18 protein-coding genes are annotated in these 19,185 nt (G+C 51.0%); all 18 read right to left on the bottom strand.

Translation table 11 applies throughout. The features are described from left to right. Positions 1–112: 112 nt before the first annotated feature. The 18 genes from A7K91_RS07325 to dpsA all read right to left on the bottom strand — a co-directional run bounded on the left by A7K91_RS07325 (position 113) and on the right by dpsA (position 19,104). Positions 113–1,360, bottom strand: coding sequence for a competence/damage-inducible protein A (locus A7K91_RS07325; protein WP_068681196.1), 1,248 nt, complete (start codon positions 1,358–1,360; stop codon positions 113–115). 145 nt (positions 1,361–1,505) lie between these two features. Continuing rightward, complete coding sequence (gene pgsA, locus A7K91_RS07320) at positions 1,506–2,081, bottom strand: CDP-diacylglycerol--glycerol-3-phosphate 3-phosphatidyltransferase (protein WP_068681194.1); 576 nt, start codon at positions 2,079–2,081, stop codon at positions 1,506–1,508. Between the two features lie 170 nt (positions 2,082–2,251). Further along, positions 2,252–2,743: a YajQ family cyclic di-GMP-binding protein gene (locus tag A7K91_RS07315; RefSeq protein WP_068681192.1), complete on the bottom strand. Its 492-nt coding sequence runs from the start codon at positions 2,741–2,743 to the stop codon at positions 2,252–2,254. A 36-nt stretch (positions 2,744–2,779) separates the two neighbouring features. Next, a complete protein-coding gene (locus tag A7K91_RS07310) occupies positions 2,780–3,670 on the bottom strand; it encodes a helix-turn-helix domain-containing protein (RefSeq protein ID WP_068681190.1) in 891 nt (296 codons plus the stop codon). Between the two features lie 136 nt (positions 3,671–3,806). Continuing rightward, positions 3,807–4,574, bottom strand: a complete 768-nt coding sequence (locus tag A7K91_RS07305; RefSeq protein WP_245697308.1) for a DUF3388 domain-containing protein — start codon at positions 4,572–4,574, stop codon at positions 3,807–3,809. 204 nt (positions 4,575–4,778) lie between these two features. Beyond that, a complete protein-coding gene (locus A7K91_RS07300; protein ID WP_068681186.1) occupies positions 4,779–5,030 on the bottom strand; it encodes a DUF3243 domain-containing protein in 252 nt (83 codons plus the stop codon). A 119-nt stretch (positions 5,031–5,149) separates the two neighbouring features. After that, positions 5,150–5,896, bottom strand: coding sequence for an elongation factor P 5-aminopentanone reductase (gene ymfI, locus A7K91_RS07295; protein ID WP_156739388.1), 747 nt, complete (start codon positions 5,894–5,896; stop codon positions 5,150–5,152). Then, on the bottom strand, positions 5,893–7,179 hold the full coding sequence (yfmH, locus tag A7K91_RS07290; RefSeq protein ID WP_068681183.1) for an EF-P 5-aminopentanol modification-associated protein YfmH: 1,287 nt from the start codon (positions 7,177–7,179) through the stop codon (positions 5,893–5,895). The genes ymfI and yfmH overlap by 4 nt, the downstream gene beginning before the upstream one ends. Before the next feature lie 3 nt (positions 7,180–7,182). Continuing rightward, complete coding sequence (yfmF, locus tag A7K91_RS07285) at positions 7,183–8,457, bottom strand: EF-P 5-aminopentanol modification-associated protein YfmF (protein ID WP_068681181.1); 1,275 nt, start codon at positions 8,455–8,457, stop codon at positions 7,183–7,185. Between the two features lie 144 nt (positions 8,458–8,601). Beyond that, complete coding sequence (sleB, locus tag A7K91_RS07280) at positions 8,602–9,381, bottom strand: spore cortex-lytic enzyme (protein WP_068681179.1); 780 nt, start codon at positions 9,379–9,381, stop codon at positions 8,602–8,604. A 216-nt stretch (positions 9,382–9,597) separates the two neighbouring features. Continuing rightward, positions 9,598–12,291, bottom strand: coding sequence for a DNA translocase FtsK 4TM domain-containing protein (locus A7K91_RS07275; RefSeq protein WP_068681177.1), 2,694 nt, complete (start codon positions 12,289–12,291; stop codon positions 9,598–9,600). Between the two features lie 71 nt (positions 12,292–12,362). After that, entirely contained in the window at positions 12,363–12,590 is a 228-nt protein-coding gene (locus A7K91_RS07270; RefSeq protein ID WP_068681175.1) for a YlzJ-like family protein, read from the bottom strand. Next, on the bottom strand, positions 12,587–13,408 hold the full coding sequence (locus tag A7K91_RS07265; protein ID WP_068681173.1) for a ClpP family protease: 822 nt from the start codon (positions 13,406–13,408) through the stop codon (positions 12,587–12,589). Before A7K91_RS07265 ends, A7K91_RS07270 begins: the two co-directional genes overlap by 4 nt. 203 nt (positions 13,409–13,611) lie before the next feature. Beyond that, complete coding sequence (locus A7K91_RS07260; RefSeq protein ID WP_068681171.1) at positions 13,612–15,291, bottom strand: ribonuclease J; 1,680 nt, start codon at positions 15,289–15,291, stop codon at positions 13,612–13,614. Between the two features lie 229 nt (positions 15,292–15,520). After that, complete coding sequence (gene dapA, locus A7K91_RS07255) at positions 15,521–16,384, bottom strand: 4-hydroxy-tetrahydrodipicolinate synthase (RefSeq protein ID WP_068681168.1); 864 nt, start codon at positions 16,382–16,384, stop codon at positions 15,521–15,523. A 19-nt stretch (positions 16,385–16,403) separates the two neighbouring features. Next, a complete protein-coding gene (gene dapG / locus A7K91_RS07250) occupies positions 16,404–17,618 on the bottom strand; it encodes an aspartate kinase (protein WP_068681166.1) in 1,215 nt (404 codons plus the stop codon). Further along, positions 17,618–18,208, bottom strand: a complete 591-nt coding sequence (locus A7K91_RS07245) for a dipicolinate synthase subunit B (RefSeq protein WP_068681164.1) — start codon at positions 18,206–18,208, stop codon at positions 17,618–17,620. The genes dapG and A7K91_RS07245 overlap by 1 nt, the downstream gene beginning before the upstream one ends. After that, complete coding sequence (gene dpsA / locus A7K91_RS07240) at positions 18,205–19,104, bottom strand: dipicolinate synthase subunit DpsA (protein ID WP_068681162.1); 900 nt, start codon at positions 19,102–19,104, stop codon at positions 18,205–18,207. The genes A7K91_RS07245 and dpsA overlap by 4 nt, the downstream gene beginning before the upstream one ends. Between the last annotated feature and the right edge of the window lie 81 nt (positions 19,105–19,185).

The following is a 19,185-nucleotide window of genomic DNA, read 5'->3' as shown; positions in this document are numbered from 1 at the left end:
GGTTCTTCCGATCAACTGTTGTCCATTATACGCCAATATTCATCAAATGGCAATCATCATTTTGCAGCTGCCGCATGTTTCAAAGCTTGAAGACAGACTTATGAAACGCCCTTTAAGCCCGGAGCGCCTGCCACAGCCTGTAAAGCGCCGCTTTGACGGCCCTCAGCCTGATCATGGAGCGCCCGCCGCTCATTTGCACCTTGTAGACTACGGTTTCTTTGTCCCGCTCCGCAATGGCGAAATAAACCAGCCCTACGGGCTTGCCCTCCGACTCCGCAGGGCCGGCAACCCCCGTAAGGGATACGCCGAAGTCGGCATCGCAAATGCTGCGCACATTTTCCGCCATAAGCACAGCCGTAGATTCGCTGATTGCGCCGGGAGCGCCATCTCCCTCCAGCTGCGACATCGGTATGCCAAGCAGCTGATGCTTCATTGCATTGGTATACGTCACCACGCCGCCTACAAACTCTCCGCTGCTGCCCGGCACATTTGTCACCAGCTCGGCGAACAAGCCGCCGCTGCAGCTCTCCGCGCTCGCCAGACGCCTTCTGGATGCCCTGAGCAGATGGACGATCTCCTCCTCGATCGGAATGTCCTTCTGGGCGTAGAGATGCTCGCCTACGCGCTCGCTAATAAGGTCAACCGCCTTTTGAATGCGTTCTTCGGCTTCCTGGACGGTCGATGCTTTTGTCGATACGCGAATGGACACTTCTCCCTCCTTGGCGTAAGGCGCCAGAGTGGGGTCGTTTTGGCCTTCGATTAAATCCAGCAGCTTGGCTTCCAGATTAGATTCGCCAATCCCGGCAAATTTGAGCAGGCGGGAATAAAGGGGACGCTCCTCGCCAAGCATGGAGCGCAGCCAGTCCTGGGCGGGGCCTTCCAGCATCGGAATCATCTCTCTAGGCGGACCAGGCAGCAGCACGTACAGCGTCCCGTCCTGCTCCAGCGCGTTTCCGACGGCAAGGCCCGTCGTATTTTCAAGAGGGAAGCTGTCTTCCAGCATATGGGCTTGTCTGCGGTTGCTCTCTACCATATCCATGCCCCGGGAGGAAAATAAATGGCGGATGGCCTCCATGGACGGCTCGTGCATGATCAGCTTCCGGCCCAGATAGTCGGCCAGGACATCCTTTGTCAGATCGTCCTGGGTAGGACCCAGGCCGCCTGTAAACACAAGCAGATCTGCGCGGCTCCGTCCTATCTCAATGGCTTGCTTCAGTCTTGCGGCATTATCGCCAACGACTGTCTGGAAATATACATCGATGCCAAGCTCCGCCAATTTCAACGATAAAGCCTGAGCATTTGTATTCACGATTTGACCTAACAGCAATTCCGTACCAACCGCTATGATTTCTGCTTTCATCCACTTGCTCCTCCTCTTGGTTCGGAACTCTTTCTTGATGGAAAAGCACTTCTCCGCAAATCGGAAAAGTGCTTCTAAAGTGATAGTTCAAAAAGTACGCTTCCCATCACGAATGACGCCTGGCGGCATAATCATAACATTTGCTTTATTCAACCGGTATGAGTTTTTTGTTTTTGACAAAGTAGTCAAAACCGGAATAAAGCGTGATGGCGGCGGCGACCCAGCTGGAGATGATGTCAAACGGGAAATCAATTAAAACAAATGGAAAATTATTAAGCAACAAAGCAATAATCATCGTAATTTGAATGGCTGTTTTCCATTTGCCCCATTTGCTTGCGGCCATGACGGAGCCTTCCAGCAGCGCGATTTGACGCAAGCCAGTAACTGCAAATTCGCGGCTGATAATAATGATGGCAATCAGGGCGCTCAATTTGTCCATCTCAACCAGCGAAATAAGCACTGCCGCTACCAGCAGCTTATCGGCAAGCGGGTCCAGCAATTTGCCCAAATTCGTTACAATTTTGTTTTTGCGCGCAATATAACCGTCCAAACCATCTGTGCTTGCCGCAACTATAAAAATGATGGCAGCCACCAGCTGGTTATATGTAATCGTATAGTCTGAAAAGGAAAATGAGCCCAAATTAACGTTGGTCAGCAAAAAAAACATAATGACCGGCACCAAAAAAATCCGCGCCAGCGTGATACGGTTGGCTAAATTCACTTACATTCCCTCCCCGGAACATTCAAACCTGCTTACAGACTCCATACTGCCCTCTACGGGGGCGAGGCTGCAATTTGTCTCCGGGCGGCTGGCGTTTCCGGAAGTACGGGCAGTTCCCGCAGTTGTTTTTTCTTTATACATGCCATTCACTTCCAGTTTCTGAAAATTAATTACCGATAATTGGTGAATTGCAGCTCAACAGGTAATTCTGTTCCGCGCAGCATGGCAATGACAGCTTGCAAATCATCGCGGCTTTTGCCGGAAACACGAATTTGATCGCCTTGAATCTGGCTTTTCACCTTCAGCTTGGAATCGCGGATCAAAATATTAATCTTTTTGGCAACGTCCTGCTCAATGCCCTGTCTCAGCTTGATGCGTTGGCGTACCGTACCGCCGGAGGCTCCTTCAATCTTTCCGAAATCCATATTTTTGATCGGAACGCCTCGCTTGACCATTTTGGATTGCAAAATATCCACGACGCTTTTGAGCTTGTAATCATCGTCGGAGCCAACCACAATATCTTCTTTTTCAAGCGTTATGCTGCTTTTGCTGCCTTTAAAGTCAAATCTCGTTTCGATTTCACGCTCCGCTTGGGTAATAGCGTTGCCCAATTCCTGCATATCCACTTTGGATACAATATCAAAAAAACTTTCCGAGCTCATTTTTCCACACTCCGTTTCCATGCCTTTGTTTATTCATTATTCCGCAGTTTGCGTGCCTTCGGGCAGCTCTCCGCCACCGGACTCGGCAACTAACGGCTTAAGCAACAATTTTTTGGATGCAGCTCTGTCTCCGTCAGGGACAAGCACTCCATTAACCGTTATTTCTGTAAAATCGGAACGGCCCACGTTAATATATAACGGTCCCGTCAAATCGTATTCCTTCTCAGAGCCATCTTCGGCGTTGGCATAAAACAGCTTTTCGCCGCTGGCGCTTCCCGTGCGCACCTCAACCCAGTTTCTGCCGCCGGACACCTTCAACTTCACCTTGAAGCTTCCGCCAGCCGGCCCGATATCAAATTGATCTGCTTTGCCTACCTTGCTGCTGAACGTAACAGTCGCCGGAGCTTGAGTCGGTTCAGGCGTAGCGGTAGGCGCTGCCGTTGGCGTTGCGCCGCTGCCGGTGTTGTTATCCGGCGGAGGGGCGGAATTTTCCGTAATCGGCGTTTCATCCAGCTTGTTGGTTTTGGTGTCGTCATTATTAAACACATACACCCAAACCACGATTAAAATAAGAATAATAAAGCTCCACATCAACAGATTAAACCCAATTTTCCCCAAGCGATCGGAGGTTTGAGCTTTGATGCGGCGAGGCTTCCGCGCCGGAATCGGCTCGGTATTTTGCTCAACAGGCGACGCTGGAACCTCATGCTGATATAAGCGCAACACTTCCTCGGGCTCCAGACCCACCGCTTCGGAATAATTTTTCACAAAAGCGCGCACATAAAAGGTGCCGGGCAATACACGGTAATCCCCGGTTTCGATAGCTTCCAGATACCTTTTTCTAATTTTCGTCAGTTCCTGTATGTCGTCCAGCGATAAGCCCCGCTCTTCCCTCGCCTTGCGAAGCAACGCGCCTAAATCAGACATGAAAAAGCCTCCTTTCCCAGCGTAAGCGGAAGCATGCGTTCACTGCGCCTGGCTTTCCGCCTCGCAAGCATCAACCAACCCTTCATCCTCTTCCAGAGGCTAAAGCAATGCGTACTGCTCAAAGCTTTATGACTTTTTAAAAGTCATCTGTATAATGCGCGGTAAACGTCTCGTATGTAATCTCTTCATCCGGCGTATTTCGCAGCTCAACAATCAGATCAAAATGGCTGTAGTCGTAATGCGATTCCTTAATAAAGATATCGGGATGTTCAATCACCTTCGTGGAAGGCATCGACATTATTTCCTGCAGCAGCGCGTAGTGGCGCTCATTGGAACGAATGGTGCTTACGATCCCGTCAATAATGAACACATTGTTTGGCTGCATTTCCTCCTCCGAGAGCTGACTGCGCACCGTTTGGCGAAGGAGCGTGGAAGATACGAACGTCCATCTTTTATTGGAACAAACGCTTCCCGCAATAATGGATTCGGTCTTGCCTACTCGCGGCATGCCGCGAAGGCCGATGACATGATTGCCGTCCCTTTTGAAAATTTCACCGAGAAAATCAACAAGGATGCCAAGCTCGTCACGCGTAAACCTGAACGTTTTGCGGTCATCGGAATCTCTTTCAATATATCTGCCGTGACGGACGGCCAAAATATCCACAATCGTAGGAGCACGCAGTTTGTTTACTGTAATATTATCTACTTTTTGCAGCATCTTGCCAAGCAATTCTATTTTCTCTTCATCATCGGTTTGCAGCAGCATGCCCCTGGTCCGGTCCTCAACCCCGTTGATTGTCATAATGTTGACGCCAAGCATGCCGAGCAGCGATGCTATATCCCCTAGCAAGCCCGGGCGGTTCTTATGTATTTTGTACTCCATGTACCATTGTTTCGTCTCCAAGATGCTTTCACCGTCCTAAACTTGAATGATATAAGAAGTTGTGCAAAAAGTCCAATTTGCTCGCCTTGCCGGCCAATCCATCCGATCTTCATTTTACTATCCCACTGTCTATTCTACAAATTTCGCTACAATCCTGCAAATCTTATGCATTCATTGCAGAAAAGCCTCCTGTCGGGGAGGCTTTTCTGCTTGTTATGAGGCCAACTACGATTGTTCGGCGACCTTCATCATCAGACGAGCTATCGTTTTTTTGTCGGCTTCATCGCCAACATCCCATAGCTGCTTCAATACCCGTTCTTCGTCATTGCGGGGGTCTACTTTTTCATCCAGGAAACTTCCGACTTCAAATGCCAGCTTCGAAATGGTGTCTTCCGACATTCCCATTTTTTTGGCTTGCTCAATACGGTCGGCCAAAAAATGCTTCCAGGTTTCGAAATTCGACAAAACAGTCGACATGCCTTTTCGCCTCCTCGGTTGGTGTTGAAAAGAATCATCAACAGTCATTAGGATAGCCCCAGAGCAAGTCATTTATTCGATGAGTCCATTGCCATCTCTTGCTTGCTTCCACTTCTAATTTATGTATGCCAGCCGCCATTGGGACTGATGATCTGCCCCGTTATATAGGAGGATTCCGGCAAGGACAAAAAGTAGACCAGCGAGGCGATTTCATCCGCCGAGCCAAAACGGCCAGCCGGTATTTCCTGCTCTAGCGCCGCTTTTTCCTCCGGATTAAAATTGTCCATCATCAAGGTATCCACAACGCCCGGGGCAACCGCATTAACGGTCACGCCGGAGGGCGCCAGCTCTTTGGCCAGCGCCTTGGTGAAGGCGTTCATGCCTCCTTTAGTTGTGGAGTACAATACCTCGCATGACGCGCCGGACATTCCCCAAACGGAAGAAACATTAATGATGCGTCCATACCGCTGGGTCACCATATGCTCCATAAAGAGCTGGGTGCAAAGAAACATCCCCTTCAAATTAACTGCCATCACGTCATCCCATTCCTGCTCACTTACATCGCCCAGCAGTCCATAATGGGCAATTCCGCCATTATTGACCAGGATATCGGGCTTAATGCCGTGACTGTCAAGCTTTTCTCGCATCCGAGCCAGCTGATCCTTTGACTTAAGATCCGCAGAAATGGTCATCACGTTGGCTCCAAGCATCATGCATGCTCGCGCCGTTTCATTCGCCTGCTCATGGGATTGCAAATAATGAAGAACGATGTTGACCCCTTCAGCGGCAAAACGTTTTGCAATCGCGGAGCCGATCCCCCTGCTGCCCCCCGTAATTAAAACCGTCGTTTCCTTCAGCGTCTTCATTCCGAAGGCTTCTCCACAATGCATACGGCGAGCCGATCAAAGTTGAAATGCTCCCGAAGGCGCTTGTTCACTTCCTCCAGCGAGCATTCTTCATAATGGGTCAAAACCCGGAACATATCGCTTTCGCGAAACCGGTAACGGGTAAATTCACCCGCGATTGCTTCGGGGGAGTTCAGCATACGCAGGTAACCGCCAATTTTTTTGCGCTTAGCGCGCTGAAAAGCTTCGTTTGTTATGCCAGACTCTTTGGCTTTTTTTATGGCGGCCTCGATGTCCGTAAGCAGCCTGTCGGGGTCGGGCGTATCGCCGCCCATGGCGGAGAAGCCATAGTCGCTGGCGGAGTTGTATTCATGTCCAAAGGAATCCGATATCAGCTTTTGCTCATACAGCCCCTGATACAGGGCTGAGCTTGGTCCCAGCAGCGCTTCCATCATCAGCTTGGTAGCTATTTCATGCCGCAGCAGCTTATCGCCGGTATAGCCCGTTTTTGGCTCCTTGAACCCAAACATGCATTTAGGCTGGGACACGGAAAGCTGTATAACCTTGCGCGGCGCCTGCACTTCCTCCGGCTCCTCGTCGAAGATCCGCCTGATCTCCCCTTGCCCGGGAAACGATTTGGCGCTTTGGTTATCCCGCACCAGACGGAACACCTCATCCGGCTGAACGCCTCCGACGACAAACAGCAGCATATTGGACGGGTGATAAAAGGTATGGTAGCAGCTGTACAGCGTTTCCTTGTTAATCTGCCAGATGGATTCCGCTGTTCCGGCAATATCAATCCGCAAAGGATGCATTTTATACAGCGATTCAATCAGGCCAAAATAAACGCGCCAATCGGCATTGTCCCGATACATATTGATTTCCTGCTCGATGATGCCTTTTTCCTTATTCACATTTTCATCCGTAAAATAAGGATTTTGCACAAAATCGATCAAGGTGCTCAAATTTTCATACACCTGCTCGCTGGCGGAATAGAGATAAACCGTCCGGTCAAAGGAAGTAAACGCATTGGCGGACGCGCCTTGGGATGCAAACGTGGCAAATATGTCGCCCTCCGGCTCCTCGAACATTTTGTGCTCCAGAAAATGGGCGATGCCATCCGGCACCTTTACAGGCTCGCCTTGCCCTACCGCAAAATGATTGTCGATGGAGCCGTACCGGGTGGAAAAGGTGGCGTAGGTTTTGTTGAAGCCTTCCTTGGGCAGCACAATCACTTCAAGCCCGTTATCCATCACTTCGCGGTACAGCGTCTCCTGAACCTGGGGGTAATTCAGCTTTTCCATAGGTTATGCCTCCTTCCGGTTGCGCAGAAAATAGACCGTCTCGAGCCGGACATGCTTCCCGACCTCTGCAACGTCTTCCGGCTTTATAGCGGCGATCTGAGCCATCAACTCGTCCCGCGTACGCAGGTTTCCGCTTAATACGCCATTAAAATCGTAAGCAATCATCTCATAGGCGGAATCCTGTATTTCGCGCAAATGTCCCATAATCATCGCCTTGGTCTGGTTCATTTCCAAGTCGGACAGCTCGCCCTTCGACATGCTGGCCAATTGCTCGGTTATAATTTCCAGCGCCTTCTCGTAGTTTTGAAATTCTATGCCGGATTGAATGGCGCAAATGCCCTTATGTCCGTCAAGCCTGGAGGAGGCATAATAGGCCAGACTTTCTTTTTCACGGACATTGCGGAACAGCTTGGAGTGGGGATAGCCGCCCAATATGCCATTATACATCAGCATAGCCGCATAAGCGTCGTCGCCGTAAGTTATCCCGGTTCTGAGCCCCATGTTCAGCTTGCCTTGATTAACATCCATTTCCTCAACGACATAATTTGTTTCCTTAATGGAATATCCCTTGTCGGGCGCACCATAAGCGCCTGGCTGTCGCGGCTTAAGCTTAAAGGCTTTTCCTGCAAGCTCCGCCACCTCTTCAAGAGTCGTATCCCCCGCAACGTACAAATCAAAGGCTGCATGATCCAGCCAGGCTGAATAGTTCTGGTACAACGCTTCCGGCGAAATGCCGGCTATATCGTCAAGACGCCCCAATGCCTGTAGGCGGTACGGCTCGTTTTTGCACATCTCCTCTACGCAGCGTTCGGCGGAATAGCGGATTTTATCGTTAACGATGGCCTGAAGCCGGTTCCTCAACGTCTCCTTCTCCGATTCCACATAGGAACTGCGAAACGTACCTTCCTCCAAAAGGGGCTTGCTTACTACATCGCCCAAAAAGGTCAGCGCCTCTGCCAGCAAGGGTTGGCTTGCACTCACGAACTGATCGTTAATGACATCCATCCGAAACTGGACAATTTGCGCGTCGCCCCTTTTATACACATCAAAACCAAACCCGGCCCCATACAGATCGTCAAGCTTTTCCCGGAAAGCGATTGTTTCTGGCGTAGACGCCGTGCCTCTTCTAAGCACAAATGGCGTCAGGGCTACCGGCGTTACCGTATTTTCGGCTAGCGGGATTCCGGCGTAAAGCGATATAGCAAAGGTTTTAAACACTTTTGTCGGAAGCACATGCAGATTGATTGCGCCAATCCGCCCTCGTTGAAATTCATTCACGCGTTTGTCCCCTTTCAGGTACGCTTTTTCATTATTTTACTTCAGTCTAAATGGAAGAAGCAACCACCTCTGCTCGTGGCAGAAATGACTGCTTCCTTCAGCGGAGCATTGTTTTTTGAGCGTAAATCGAGCCCATCCCGCATTTTACATGCAAAAGATGTGTTTGCCGATGGTCTTAAATTGGGGACGCGTCCAAATCCACTTGGAGGTAGCGGTTTCCGGATTAAAATAATACAGGCAGCCCTGAGTAGGGTCATAGCCTGCAATAGCCTCCTCCACCGCTTTTCTGGCACTGGCGTTTGGCGTCAAATAAATTTGGCCGTCATCCACCGCAGTAAAAGCGCGAGGCTGGAAAATGACCCCGTAAACCGTGTTCGGAAAGTTTTCGTCCTTAACGCGATTCAGAATAACGGCTGCAACGGCAATTTGACCTTCGAACGGTTCGCCCCGCGCCTCGCCGTAAACTGCATTGGCCATAATTTGGATATCGTTTTCGGTCAGTCCAAGCCGATTGGATTTCTGCAGCGGCGGCTGGCCTGACGAGGCAGAGCCGCCTCCCGGCGAACCTGCGCCAGCAGAACCGCTGTTAGTCTCCCCCGGCTTCCAGTTTTTTGTAGCGTCAACCAGCTTTTTTTTGGTTGCTGCCCCAACGATACCGTCAGACTTCAGCCCGAACTTCCATTGAAACCACGTAACAGCGCCTTTTGTCTTGGAGCCGAAAATACCGTCAATTTCACCGTTATAATAACCCAGATACGTCAAACGGCCTTGCAACTCGTTTACATCCTGTCCGCTGGAGCCAACCCGGAGCGTAGCGCCTGTAAAAGCAGCCCTTACTCCTCCGTCATTCCCATTCAACAGAGAAAAGATGCCAAACAGCAGCATAACGATAATCACCGTTACCGTCATCAAGTAATGTCTCATGTCGGAATCTGCCTTTCTCTTGCAAGTTAGTTTGGTTCAGGAAGCTTTGCCTGACTCTAGTATGAGAAAGTTACAGCTCTTCTATGCAAACTAACTAACTCTTATGAAGACAGGCGTGACATAAAAACGGACTGTCCGAAAAGTCAAGCGGAATGAATAAGGAGTGCTGAATCCTTATTCACCGCAACAGACTTTTCGGACAGCCCCTTGAGACAATTACGAGCTGATTTTATTAGCCTCAAGCATCTCGGGCGTAATCAATACTTCCCTCGGCTTGCTGCCTTCGTACGGTCCAACAACTGCTTTGGCCTCCATTTGGTCAATCAGGCGCGCTGCGCGGGTATAACCGATTCTCATCCGGCGCTGAAGAAGCGAAACGGAGGCTTGCTTGGCTTCAACGACAATTTGCACAGCTTGATCAAACAGCTCGTCCAGCACCACGCCTTCCTCGCTGCTCTCCTCGTCAATTTCGGGAACAAGGTCCTCCTTGTATTCCGCTTCGCCTTGGTCGCGAGCAAAAGCAACCAGCGCTTCCACTTCGCTGTCGGACAAAAATGCTCCTTGCACGCGGGTTGGCTTGGATACGCCTACCGGCAGGAACAGCATATCGCCCCGGCCCAGAAGCTTTTCCGCTCCCGCTGAATCCAGAATAGTTCTGGAGTCCACCTGAGAGGATACGCCAAACGCAATCCGTGAAGGAATATTGGCCTTGATAACGCCCGTTATGACGTCCACTGACGGACGCTGGGTCGCTATAATCAGATGAATGCCTGCCGCCCGCGCCATTTGAGCCAAGCGCGCTATCGCATCCTCTACATCATTAGCAGCCACCATCATCAAATCCGCGAGCTCATCCACAATGACAACAATATAAGGAAGGAGCGCGCTTGGGTTCCCTTCCATTAATGCGTTATAGCCTTCAATATTGCGTGTCGCTGACTTGGAGAACAGCTCGTACCGCTTCTCCATCTCCACAACGATTTTTTTAAGCGCCAGTGATGCGCGGCGCGGATTGGTAACAACCGGAGCCAGCAGATGGGGGATTCCGTTGTATACGTTCAGCTCCACCATTTTGGGATCAATCATCAAAAATTTAACTTCATCCGGCTTCGCCTTGTACAGAATACTCGTTATTATGCCGTTGATGCATACCGACTTGCCGGAGCCCGTTGCTCCCGCTACAAGCAGATGGGGCATTCTTGCCAGGTTGCCCACAATCGTTGTGCCGGATATATCCCTGCCAAAAGCAATAGACAATTTGGAGGTCGCATTCTGAAAGGCCGGCGTTTCCATCACTTCACGCATCGTTACAACGGACACTTCGGAATTGGGAACCTCGATGCCAATTGCAGATTTGCCCGGAATAGGCGCCTCCATTCGAATATCCTTGGCAGCCAGCGCCAGCGCTATATCATCCGTCAAGCCTACGATCCGGCTAACCTTAACGCCCGTTGCGGGCTGAACCTCATAGCGCGTAACCGCTGGGCCCCTTACAACATCCAGCACCTTTGCCCTCACGCCAAAGCTTTCAAGCGTCGCCTCCAGCTTGCGCCGTGAATCGTACATATCGGCGCCTTCAGCGCTTTTATTCATGCCGCTTGGCTTGTTAAGCAGGGAAAAAGGAGGCAGACGATAAGGCTTGGGAGCCGCAATATCAGCTTGAGGCTCCGCAATCGGTCTTCGCGGAGCGTTATCATCTCCCTCAACGATGATGCTTTCTTCATCTGCCCCGTCAACCATTTGTCCGTCCTCTTCGCCATCAATGTCAGACGCCAATTCAGGCGGCATATCCTCGTCCATTTGCTGGAAGTCGTGGCCGGCATTATCACTTTCTTGCTCGTTCTCCCACGGATGCGGCTCTTGTCGTTGTTGATAGGCATCAGCCTCATTATGTATGTCCGGTTCCCATTGTTCAGGCATAGCAGGCGCCTCGGCTTCCCCTTCCCAAGGAGGAAATGCGTCGCCTTGATTTCTGCCCTCCAATTCGTCATAAACATCTCCCGATTGCTCCCACGGCCCCGCCGCTTCTTCATTATACGAATAATCGCTAGCAACAGCCGGTTTTTGCTCTGGAAGCTGCCATTCGTCATGATGCCCCTGATCGCCATCCTCCCCGCCTTGCTGCTTCCATGCAAAAAAGAGCGATTTCCGCTTTTTCTTCGGCTCTGCCTCGTAATGGTCATCGTCTTCAATAACGTCGGCCTCATTTGCCATCCCATCAGCATTTCGGTCAAGCGCTGCGGCAACCGGAGCTTTGCGCTTGCGGCGGCGGCTGTTCTTCAGCTTGGAGAAAAGCAGCTTGAGCACTCTTTGCACCCGTTTTTTCAACCAGGATACCAGCTCGACATAAGACTTGCCTGTCACCAGCATAAGCGCTATGGCATACATGACAAAATTAATAATAAAAGCTCCGTAATAGCCAAACAGCGAAAACAGCATGCCATACAACAGCGCGCCCGTATAACCGCCGCTTATCGCTTTATCTCGCACCGTCTCCCCCGGAATAGGAGGGGATTGAAGAAGCTCCACCTGAAGCGATTCGTTCAAAACGCTGACAATTACGCCTCCGGATAATGCCTCCCGCTCTACTCCCGCAAAGCGGACGTTGATTTCGGTAATGGCGCTGCTAAGCGCAAAAGCCAAAACCAGAACAAGCAGCCCCGTTCTCCGGCTTGTCCATCCCCGCGGCCAAGCCCGCTTTACCATGACGCTAAGACCGATAAAAATGCCAACCAGTGCCAGCACAAAATAAAACTTGCCCAGGATCAGCCCGAACAGCTTGGATAAAGCGCGTCCCACTGTTGCTTCGCCGGAAAGCGCAATGATAGAAATCGTAATGAGCAAAATGCCGTAAACCTCATATTTAAGCGTTGCGGCAACCGACTTTTTTCTTCTCTTTTTTTTCGCCAATTCCGTCACCTCTGGTTTACCATTATAGCACAGTTCGGCAGGACGGACTATTTTCAATTGGCAGGAATCAATCAAGATTGGACTTTAAGCCCATATTGAATTAATGAACCGGGAGTATACGCGGGATTCAAATAATCGTCCAGGCTGCAATCCAAAAGCCGGACAACTTTTCCAACGCCCGGAGCGACAGGTACGACCTGCATTCTGATTCCGCCTGACCAAACCTCCAGCATTTCTTCATGCTCCTCCTCTGTATGTTGAAGCACAAGCTCAAGCGGCATAGTCGTATACAGTGTCATATCGTCGCGCCCCCCTCTATGACAGGCGGCTGCCCGGCTAACAGCGGCGGTGACAAAGGCGGCAGGGGAGCTCCCAGCTCCGATGGCTTACGCTGCTCTGCAATAAGAGCATTCAGCTCCTTTAGTGCATCTCCAAGCCCTCCAACCCTGTCAATCAATCCATATTTGACTGCGTCGGGGCCAATAATCGTTGTTCCAATATCCCGTGTCAGCTCGCCAGTTTTAAACATAAGCTCTTTAAACGCGTTTTCGCTGATTTCGGAATGGGCAACGACAAAACGAACGACCCTGTCCTGCATTTTATCCAAATACTCAAACGTTTGTGGCACGCTAATGACTAAGCCGTTTAACCGGATAGGATGGATGGTCATTGTTGCCGATTCCGCAATCAGTGAGCGTTTGCCGGACACCGCAATCGGCACGCCGATGGAATGTCCGCCTCCCAAAACCAATGTAACGGTTGGTTTGGACAAGGAAGAAATCATTTCTGCAATAGCCAGACCCGCCTCCACATCGCCGCCAACCGTGTTCAAAACGATCAGCACGCCTTCGATCTTTTGGTTTTGCTCTGCTGCAACGAGCTGGGGAATGATATGCTCATATTTTGTCGTTTTGTTCTGAGGAGGCAATATAAGATGCCCTTCTATTTGTCCGATAATGGTCATGCAAAAAATATTGGACTCCGACGGAGCGGGCAGTCCCGTTGTTCCTAGCTGCTGAATACTTTCTGTCAGCGGCGCTGTTTTCCTCTCTTCTCCCGCCGTTCCAGGCTGCTCCTGCCCCGTTAATAGATTAGCCCCTGTCCCTATTAGGCTCATACTGCTTCACTTCTCCCTTTTAAAGGTAGTCCAAAGAGTCAATGACCTGCACTAAAACCCATTTTTAAACGCGCCCTTAGTATGAGGAGGAGCGGGAATTTTATTCACTCGGGCAGGCAAACCATCCGCAAACGCAAACAATCGCCCCCAACGCCAATGAAGGCGTACAGGAGCGATTGTTTCATGTGATGGGTCGGATCGTATTAAACCTCCATGATAATCGGCAGAATCATGGGGCGGCGCCGCGTCTGTTCGTACAGGAAGCGCCCAAGAGCATCTTTAACGTTTGTTTTTAGCGAAGCCCATTCATTCACCTTGTCGTTCATCAGCTTGTTAAGCGTGGATGTAACGATGCGATTGGCCTCATCAAGCAAACCTTCGGATTCGCGGACATATACAAAACCTCGGGATATGATGTCCGGACCGGATAAAATGGTGCCATCCTGCTTGCTTAACGTAACAACAACAACCAAGATGCCGTCTTGAGACAAGAGCTTGCGATCGCGCAATACGATATTGCCTACATCGCCTACGCCAAGACCGTCGATCAATACATTGCCGGCTTGAACCTTGGCGCCTTTGCGGGCAACTCCGCCCTGAATTTCAACAGTATCGCCATTGTCGACGATAAAGATATTTTCGCGTTCAATTCCGATTGCTTCTCCCAGCTTGGCGTGCAGCCTAAGCATGCGGTATTCGCCGTGAATCGGAATAAAATATTTCGGTTTAATCAGATTAAGCATCAGCTTGAGCTCTTCCTGGCTGCCGTGACCCGAAACGTGAACGCCGGATACGGAGCCTGGCCCATAAATAACATTAGCGCCTAAGCGGAACAATTCATCGACCGTACGGCCGACATAACGCTCATTGCCAGGGATTGGCGTCGCGGCAATGATAACCGTATCCCCAGGCAAAATATCAACCTTGCGATGTGTGGAACGAGCCATGCGCGTAAGCGCAGACATCGGTTCTCCCTGACTGCCTGTGCACAAAATGACCACACGGTCTGCAGCCAGCTTGTTTACTTCCTCAGGCTCGATCAACATGCCTTCCGGGATGTTGAGATATCCCAGCTCCGATGCAATGCCAACCACATTAACCATGCTTCTGCCCACAACCGCGATTTTACGGCGGGTAGCGATGGAAGCGTTAATGATTTGTTGAATCCGGTGCACATTGGATGCAAAGGTTGCAACAACAACGCGCTGAGTCGATTTGCGGAAGATATCCTCCAGTTCGTCCCCTACCTTGCTCTCCGAAGGCGTATAGCCCGGACGCTCGGCGTTTGTGCTGTCGGACAACAGGGCGAGCACGCCTCTGCTTCCGATTTCGGCAATACGCTGCAGATCGGCAAACTGATCATTTACAGGCGTATGGTCGAATTTGAAGTCGCCCGTATGAACGACGATGCCTTCCGGAGTATCCAGGCACACGCCAACGGAATCCGGAATACTGTGATTTGTTTTAAAGAATGTTGCTGTGATGGAGCCCATCTTGACCTCGGAATCCGCATTGATCAGAATTCGTTTGGTGTCGCCGAGCATCCCCGCTTCCTTCAGCTTTCCTTCAATAAGGCCGAGCGTCAATTTAGTTCCGTATACCGGCACGTTCAGATGACGAAGCACATAGGACAAACCGCCAATGTGATCCTCGTGGCCATGTGTAATCAGAATGCCGCGTACCTTGTCGCGGTTTTCCGATAAGTACGAAATATCGGGAATGACAATATCAATGCCCAGCATATCCTCCTCCGGGAATTTAAGCCCGGCATCGACTACAACAATATCGTTATTGTACTGGACAACGTACATGTTTTTGCCAATTTCGCCTACACCGCCTAATGCAAATATAAGCAGCTTGTCCTGGTTATTCTTTTTTGACAATTGAATCTATACCTCCTGACAGATATTAGTAAGCAATATTAAGTAAACGTCAGATGCCGCTCTGACGGTTTCTTCCAACTTTTCACTTGCCGCACCCAATCACTTGAAATCATTATACATGATGAAAAAGCTTCAACACAAGTGACTGCCTGTGCCTAAATGTAAAATAGATTTCCTCAAAAAGAAAACCGATGCGATCTGCACCGGCTTTATGAAACAATTATGGGAATTATTGAATTAATTCGCGAAGAAATTGCTTTTCGGTTTCATCGGCATCCACAAGCGGCAGCCTTACCCCGCCAACGGGTACGCCTTGCAGGCCAAGAGCATATTTGACAGGAACCGGATTTGGACAGATAAAAAGGCCTTTAAAGATTGGAAACAGCTTGCCGTGCAAAGCGGCAGCCCGCTTGGTGTCGCCGTTCAGGTAGGCAAAAATCATTTCTTTCATATCCTTGCCGGCCACATGGCTGGCAACGCTAATTATGCCGTAGGCCCCAACCGACATAGCCGGCAAGCCGACGCTGTCGTCGCCGCTGTAAATCCGGAAGCTGTCAGGCGCGCCGGCGGCAATCAGCGTAAGCTGTTCCAGCGATGCGCAATCTTTGGTTGCAACAATGTTAGGGATTTGCGCCAAGCGAAGCGTCGTTTCAGCAGAAATATTGACGGCTGTTCGGCCTTCAACATTATACAGAACGACCGGCAGGTCAACGGCCTCGGCAATCGCTTTGAAATGCTGGTATAACCCCTCCTGAGTCGGACGGTTGTAATAGGGCGCAACCAATAGCAGCCCGTCTACTCCACAAGCCTTGGCAGCTTTGGACAAATGAATGGAATGAGCCGTATTGTTGCTTCCGGTTCCTGCAATAATTTTGCAGCGGCCGGCAGCATAGTTGACGACAAACGAAAACAAGGATGTTTTCTCCTCATCGCTAAGCGTTGGGGATTCACCCGTTGTTCCGCACACGACAAGACTGTCGCTTTTTTGCTCATTAATTAAATAATCAACCAGTTTTTCCGTAGCGCTCCAGTCAATTTGCCCCTCCGCATCGAAGGGGGTTACCATTGCGGTAATCAATCTTCCGAAATCCATTGAGACTCCTCCTATATGCCTACAGTGATAGATGCAGCTCAAACTTGGCATGCAGCGAACGCAGAGCGTTCACCATGTCGCTTTCGCGAACAAGCACCCAAATCGTGGTATTGGAATCTGCCGATTGCATAATGGGGATTCCTTGCTCTGCCAGCGCTTCAACGATTCTGGCCATAACGCCCGGCTGCCCGTTCATGCCTCCGCCAATGACGGATACTTTCGCACAGCCCGGCACTGCAACCGGGGCAAAGCCAGCTGCTTCCAGCAGTTCCACCGCTTTTTGCGCATCGCGGTCAAAGACCGTATAGAGCGCTCCGCTTGGCGTCACATTAATAAAATCAACGCTGATATGGTGGCGCGCCATCGTTTGGAAAACATGGAGCTGCATGTCTTGCGCATCATTAGGCGCCTTTACCGAAATTTGCGTAATTCCAGAAACATGCGCGATGCCTGTAACATGCCTATCCTTAACCAAGGAGCTTCCGTCATGCTCCCCCTTGTCCGTTACCAGAGTGCCGCTTTCCTCTGTGAAAGTGGAACGCACGCGTATTGGAATCCTCGCCTGCTGCGCGATCTCTACAGCGCGGGGATGAATAACTTTGGCTCCTTGCCTTGCCATGTTGCAAATTTCCGCATACCCTACTACGGAAAGCTGCCGCGCTTCGCTAACGAGACGGGGATCGGCCGTCAATATGCCGTCCACGTCGGTATAGATGTCGACCATGTCGGCTTGAAGCGCGGCGCCGAGTGCAGTTGCCGAGGTATCGCTGCCGCCCCTTCCAAGAGTCGTTAACTCCCCGCTATCCGTAATGCCTTGAAATCCGCATACAATGGCGACGGCGCCATTGTTCAGATGTTTGGTTACATGCTCCGGCTCAATCCGCTTGATTCTTGCGGCGCCGAAATGATCATCGGTCCGGATTCCGGCAGCGCCGCCTGTAAGCGCCACCGCGGGAATCCCTCTTTCCAGCAGCAGGCTGCATAATGTTGCCGCGGAGATGATTTCTCCGCAAGCCATCAGCATATCCCGCTCCCGCGCAGGCAGCAGGCCCCCGCCGCCCGCCTCCAGCAGCGTATCCGTCGCATAGGGAGCTCCCTTGCGTCCCATCGCAGATACGACTACGGCCAGACTATACCCATTGTTCCGTTCCCGAATAATATGTCCAATGACTCGCTCGCGCGCTTCCGCGTCGGCAAGCGAGGTTCCGCCAAACTTTTGAACGAGGATGCCCATTACAGAGCCCTCTCCACAAGAATGGGTTGAAGCTGCTTTCCATTCAGCGCCGCCTCGCACGCCTCCATGATCAAATCCATTTTGGCTACGAGAGAGTTCGGTTTCTGAACAGGATTATCCTGGCCAAACGGAACAAAATAAATATGTTTAGCCACCAGCAGCTTTGCGATGTTGGCGGCATTTAAACCAAGTCCGTCGTTAGTGGAAATGCCCAGCACCACCGGTCTGCTATTGCGCATCTGCGCCTTTGCAGCCATCAGCACGGCACTGTCCGTAATTGCATTGGCGAGCCTGCTCGTTGTATTGCCGGTACAAGGAGCAATAACCAGCACATCAAGCAGCAAGGATGGTCCAAGCGGCTCTGCCTGCACGATCGTCGAAATAATTTCATTGCCGGTAATACCCGTTAATTGCTCCTGCCATTCCTTTGCCGTTCCAAACCTCGTGTCAGTCGTAATCAGCGTATGGCTGACGATCGGCACAACATTGGCTCCGGCATCCACAAACCGTTTGATTTGCGGCATCACCTCTGCAAAGGTGCAGTGAGATCCCGACAAGGCATACCCAACCGTAATTCCGTTCCAATTCATATCCCATTCCCCCGCTTATTACTGTCGTCCAAAATCAACTGAGCCAAGCAGTCCGCTATAATAAGTCCAGCTGTTTTGGGTGCGACGATACCGGGGAGTCCGGGTGCGAGCATCGCTTTGATGCCCCGCTTCTCGGCAAAGCGGAAATCGGTTCCGCCTGGCTTCGAGGCAAGGTCAATAATGACGGCCCGCGAAGGTAAATTAGCGATAATTTGTGCTGTGACTATCATAGTCGGAATTGTATTAAAAAGCAAGTCAATATTACTCGATTCGGCTAACAAACTGTCCATGTAAAAGGGCTCAAAGCCCATCTCCAGCGCCCGTGCAAAATGCTCCGAACGACGGACTCCAACCTTGACTCGCGCGCCTACGCCCTGGAGTGTCCGGGCCATTGTAAAGCCGGTCCGGCCAAATCCGAGCACCATGCAGAGGGAGCCATGAATTGTAATGTCTGTATGCTGGATCGCCATCATCAAGGCGCCCTCCGCCGTCGGTATTGCATTGTAAATCGCAACATCGTCCCGATCAAGCAGTTCAATCAGCCCGAGCCCGCGGCGCTCGCAAAGCGCGCTGAGATAAGGCTTTGCCATTCCGGTATACACCTTGCAGTGCGAAGGCAGCCTTGCCATATGGTCAGCGGTCAAAATCAGCTCGCGATCGCTGAATACAGCCGGGATTACGCCTTTTTCGTCGGTGCCGACAACCGGCAGCACCAATGCGTCCACCCCCTCGAACAACTCCTCGCTATACTCCCCGTGAACCGCTCCGTCAAGCGGAGAATGCAGCCCGTCGAAGCCGCATACCGTCAAGGAAGCGTCGAGCATGCCCAGCTTGCGAATGACCTCCAGCTGCCTGGCGTCGCCTCCAAGCAAAAGCACCTGAACGCCGGTAAGCATCAGGCTTCACTCCTTTCTTGCCAGTGGATATAAAGCATCTTATGCCGCTGCCCAAACGGGGGTGAGAAAAATACCAAAAAG

Origin of the sequence: Paenibacillus oryzae (genome assembly GCF_001675045.1) — a bacterium.
In the GTDB taxonomy this organism is placed as follows: domain Bacteria; phylum Bacillota; class Bacilli; order Paenibacillales; family Paenibacillaceae; genus Pristimantibacillus; species Pristimantibacillus oryzae.
Note: the sequence above shows the minus strand (reverse complement) of the source record. Positions and strands in the feature narration are given on the sequence as shown.

What these genes read in the sequence shown, in the direction of transcription:
- dpsA (WP_068681162.1), bottom strand. Translation starts at nt 19,104, where the DNA reads ATGCTTACCGGCGTTCAGGTGCTTTTGCTTGGAGGCGACGCCAGGCAG.
- A7K91_RS07325 (WP_068681196.1), bottom strand. Translation starts at nt 1,360, where the DNA reads ATGAAAGCAGAAATCATAGCGGTTGGTACGGAATTGCTGTTAGGTCAA.
- yfmH (WP_068681183.1), bottom strand. Translation starts at nt 7,179, where the DNA reads ATGGAAAAGCTGAATTACCCCCAGGTTCAGGAGACGCTGTACCGCGAA.
- A7K91_RS07310 (WP_068681190.1), bottom strand. Translation starts at nt 3,670, where the DNA reads ATGTCTGATTTAGGCGCGTTGCTTCGCAAGGCGAGGGAAGAGCGGGGC.
- ymfI (WP_156739388.1), bottom strand. Translation starts at nt 5,896, where the DNA reads ATGAAGACGCTGAAGGAAACGACGGTTTTAATTACGGGGGGCAGCAGG.
- A7K91_RS07245 (WP_068681164.1), bottom strand. Translation starts at nt 18,208, where the DNA reads ATGAATTGGAACGGAATTACGGTTGGGTATGCCTTGTCGGGATCTCAC.
- A7K91_RS07315 (WP_068681192.1), bottom strand. Translation starts at nt 2,743, where the DNA reads ATGAGCTCGGAAAGTTTTTTTGATATTGTATCCAAAGTGGATATGCAG.
- A7K91_RS07300 (WP_068681186.1), bottom strand. Translation starts at nt 5,030, where the DNA reads ATGTCGACTGTTTTGTCGAATTTCGAAACCTGGAAGCATTTTTTGGCC.
- dapG (WP_068681166.1), bottom strand. Translation starts at nt 17,618, where the DNA reads ATGGGCATCCTCGTTCAAAAGTTTGGCGGAACCTCGCTTGCCGACGCG.
- A7K91_RS07270 (WP_068681175.1), bottom strand. Translation starts at nt 12,590, where the DNA reads ATGACACTGTATACGACTATGCCGCTTGAGCTTGTGCTTCAACATACA.
- A7K91_RS07265 (WP_068681173.1), bottom strand. Translation starts at nt 13,408, where the DNA reads ATGAGCCTAATAGGGACAGGGGCTAATCTATTAACGGGGCAGGAGCAG.
- dapA (WP_068681168.1), bottom strand. Translation starts at nt 16,384, where the DNA reads ATGGATTTCGGAAGATTGATTACCGCAATGGTAACCCCCTTCGATGCG.
- sleB (WP_068681179.1), bottom strand. Translation starts at nt 9,381, where the DNA reads ATGAGACATTACTTGATGACGGTAACGGTGATTATCGTTATGCTGCTG.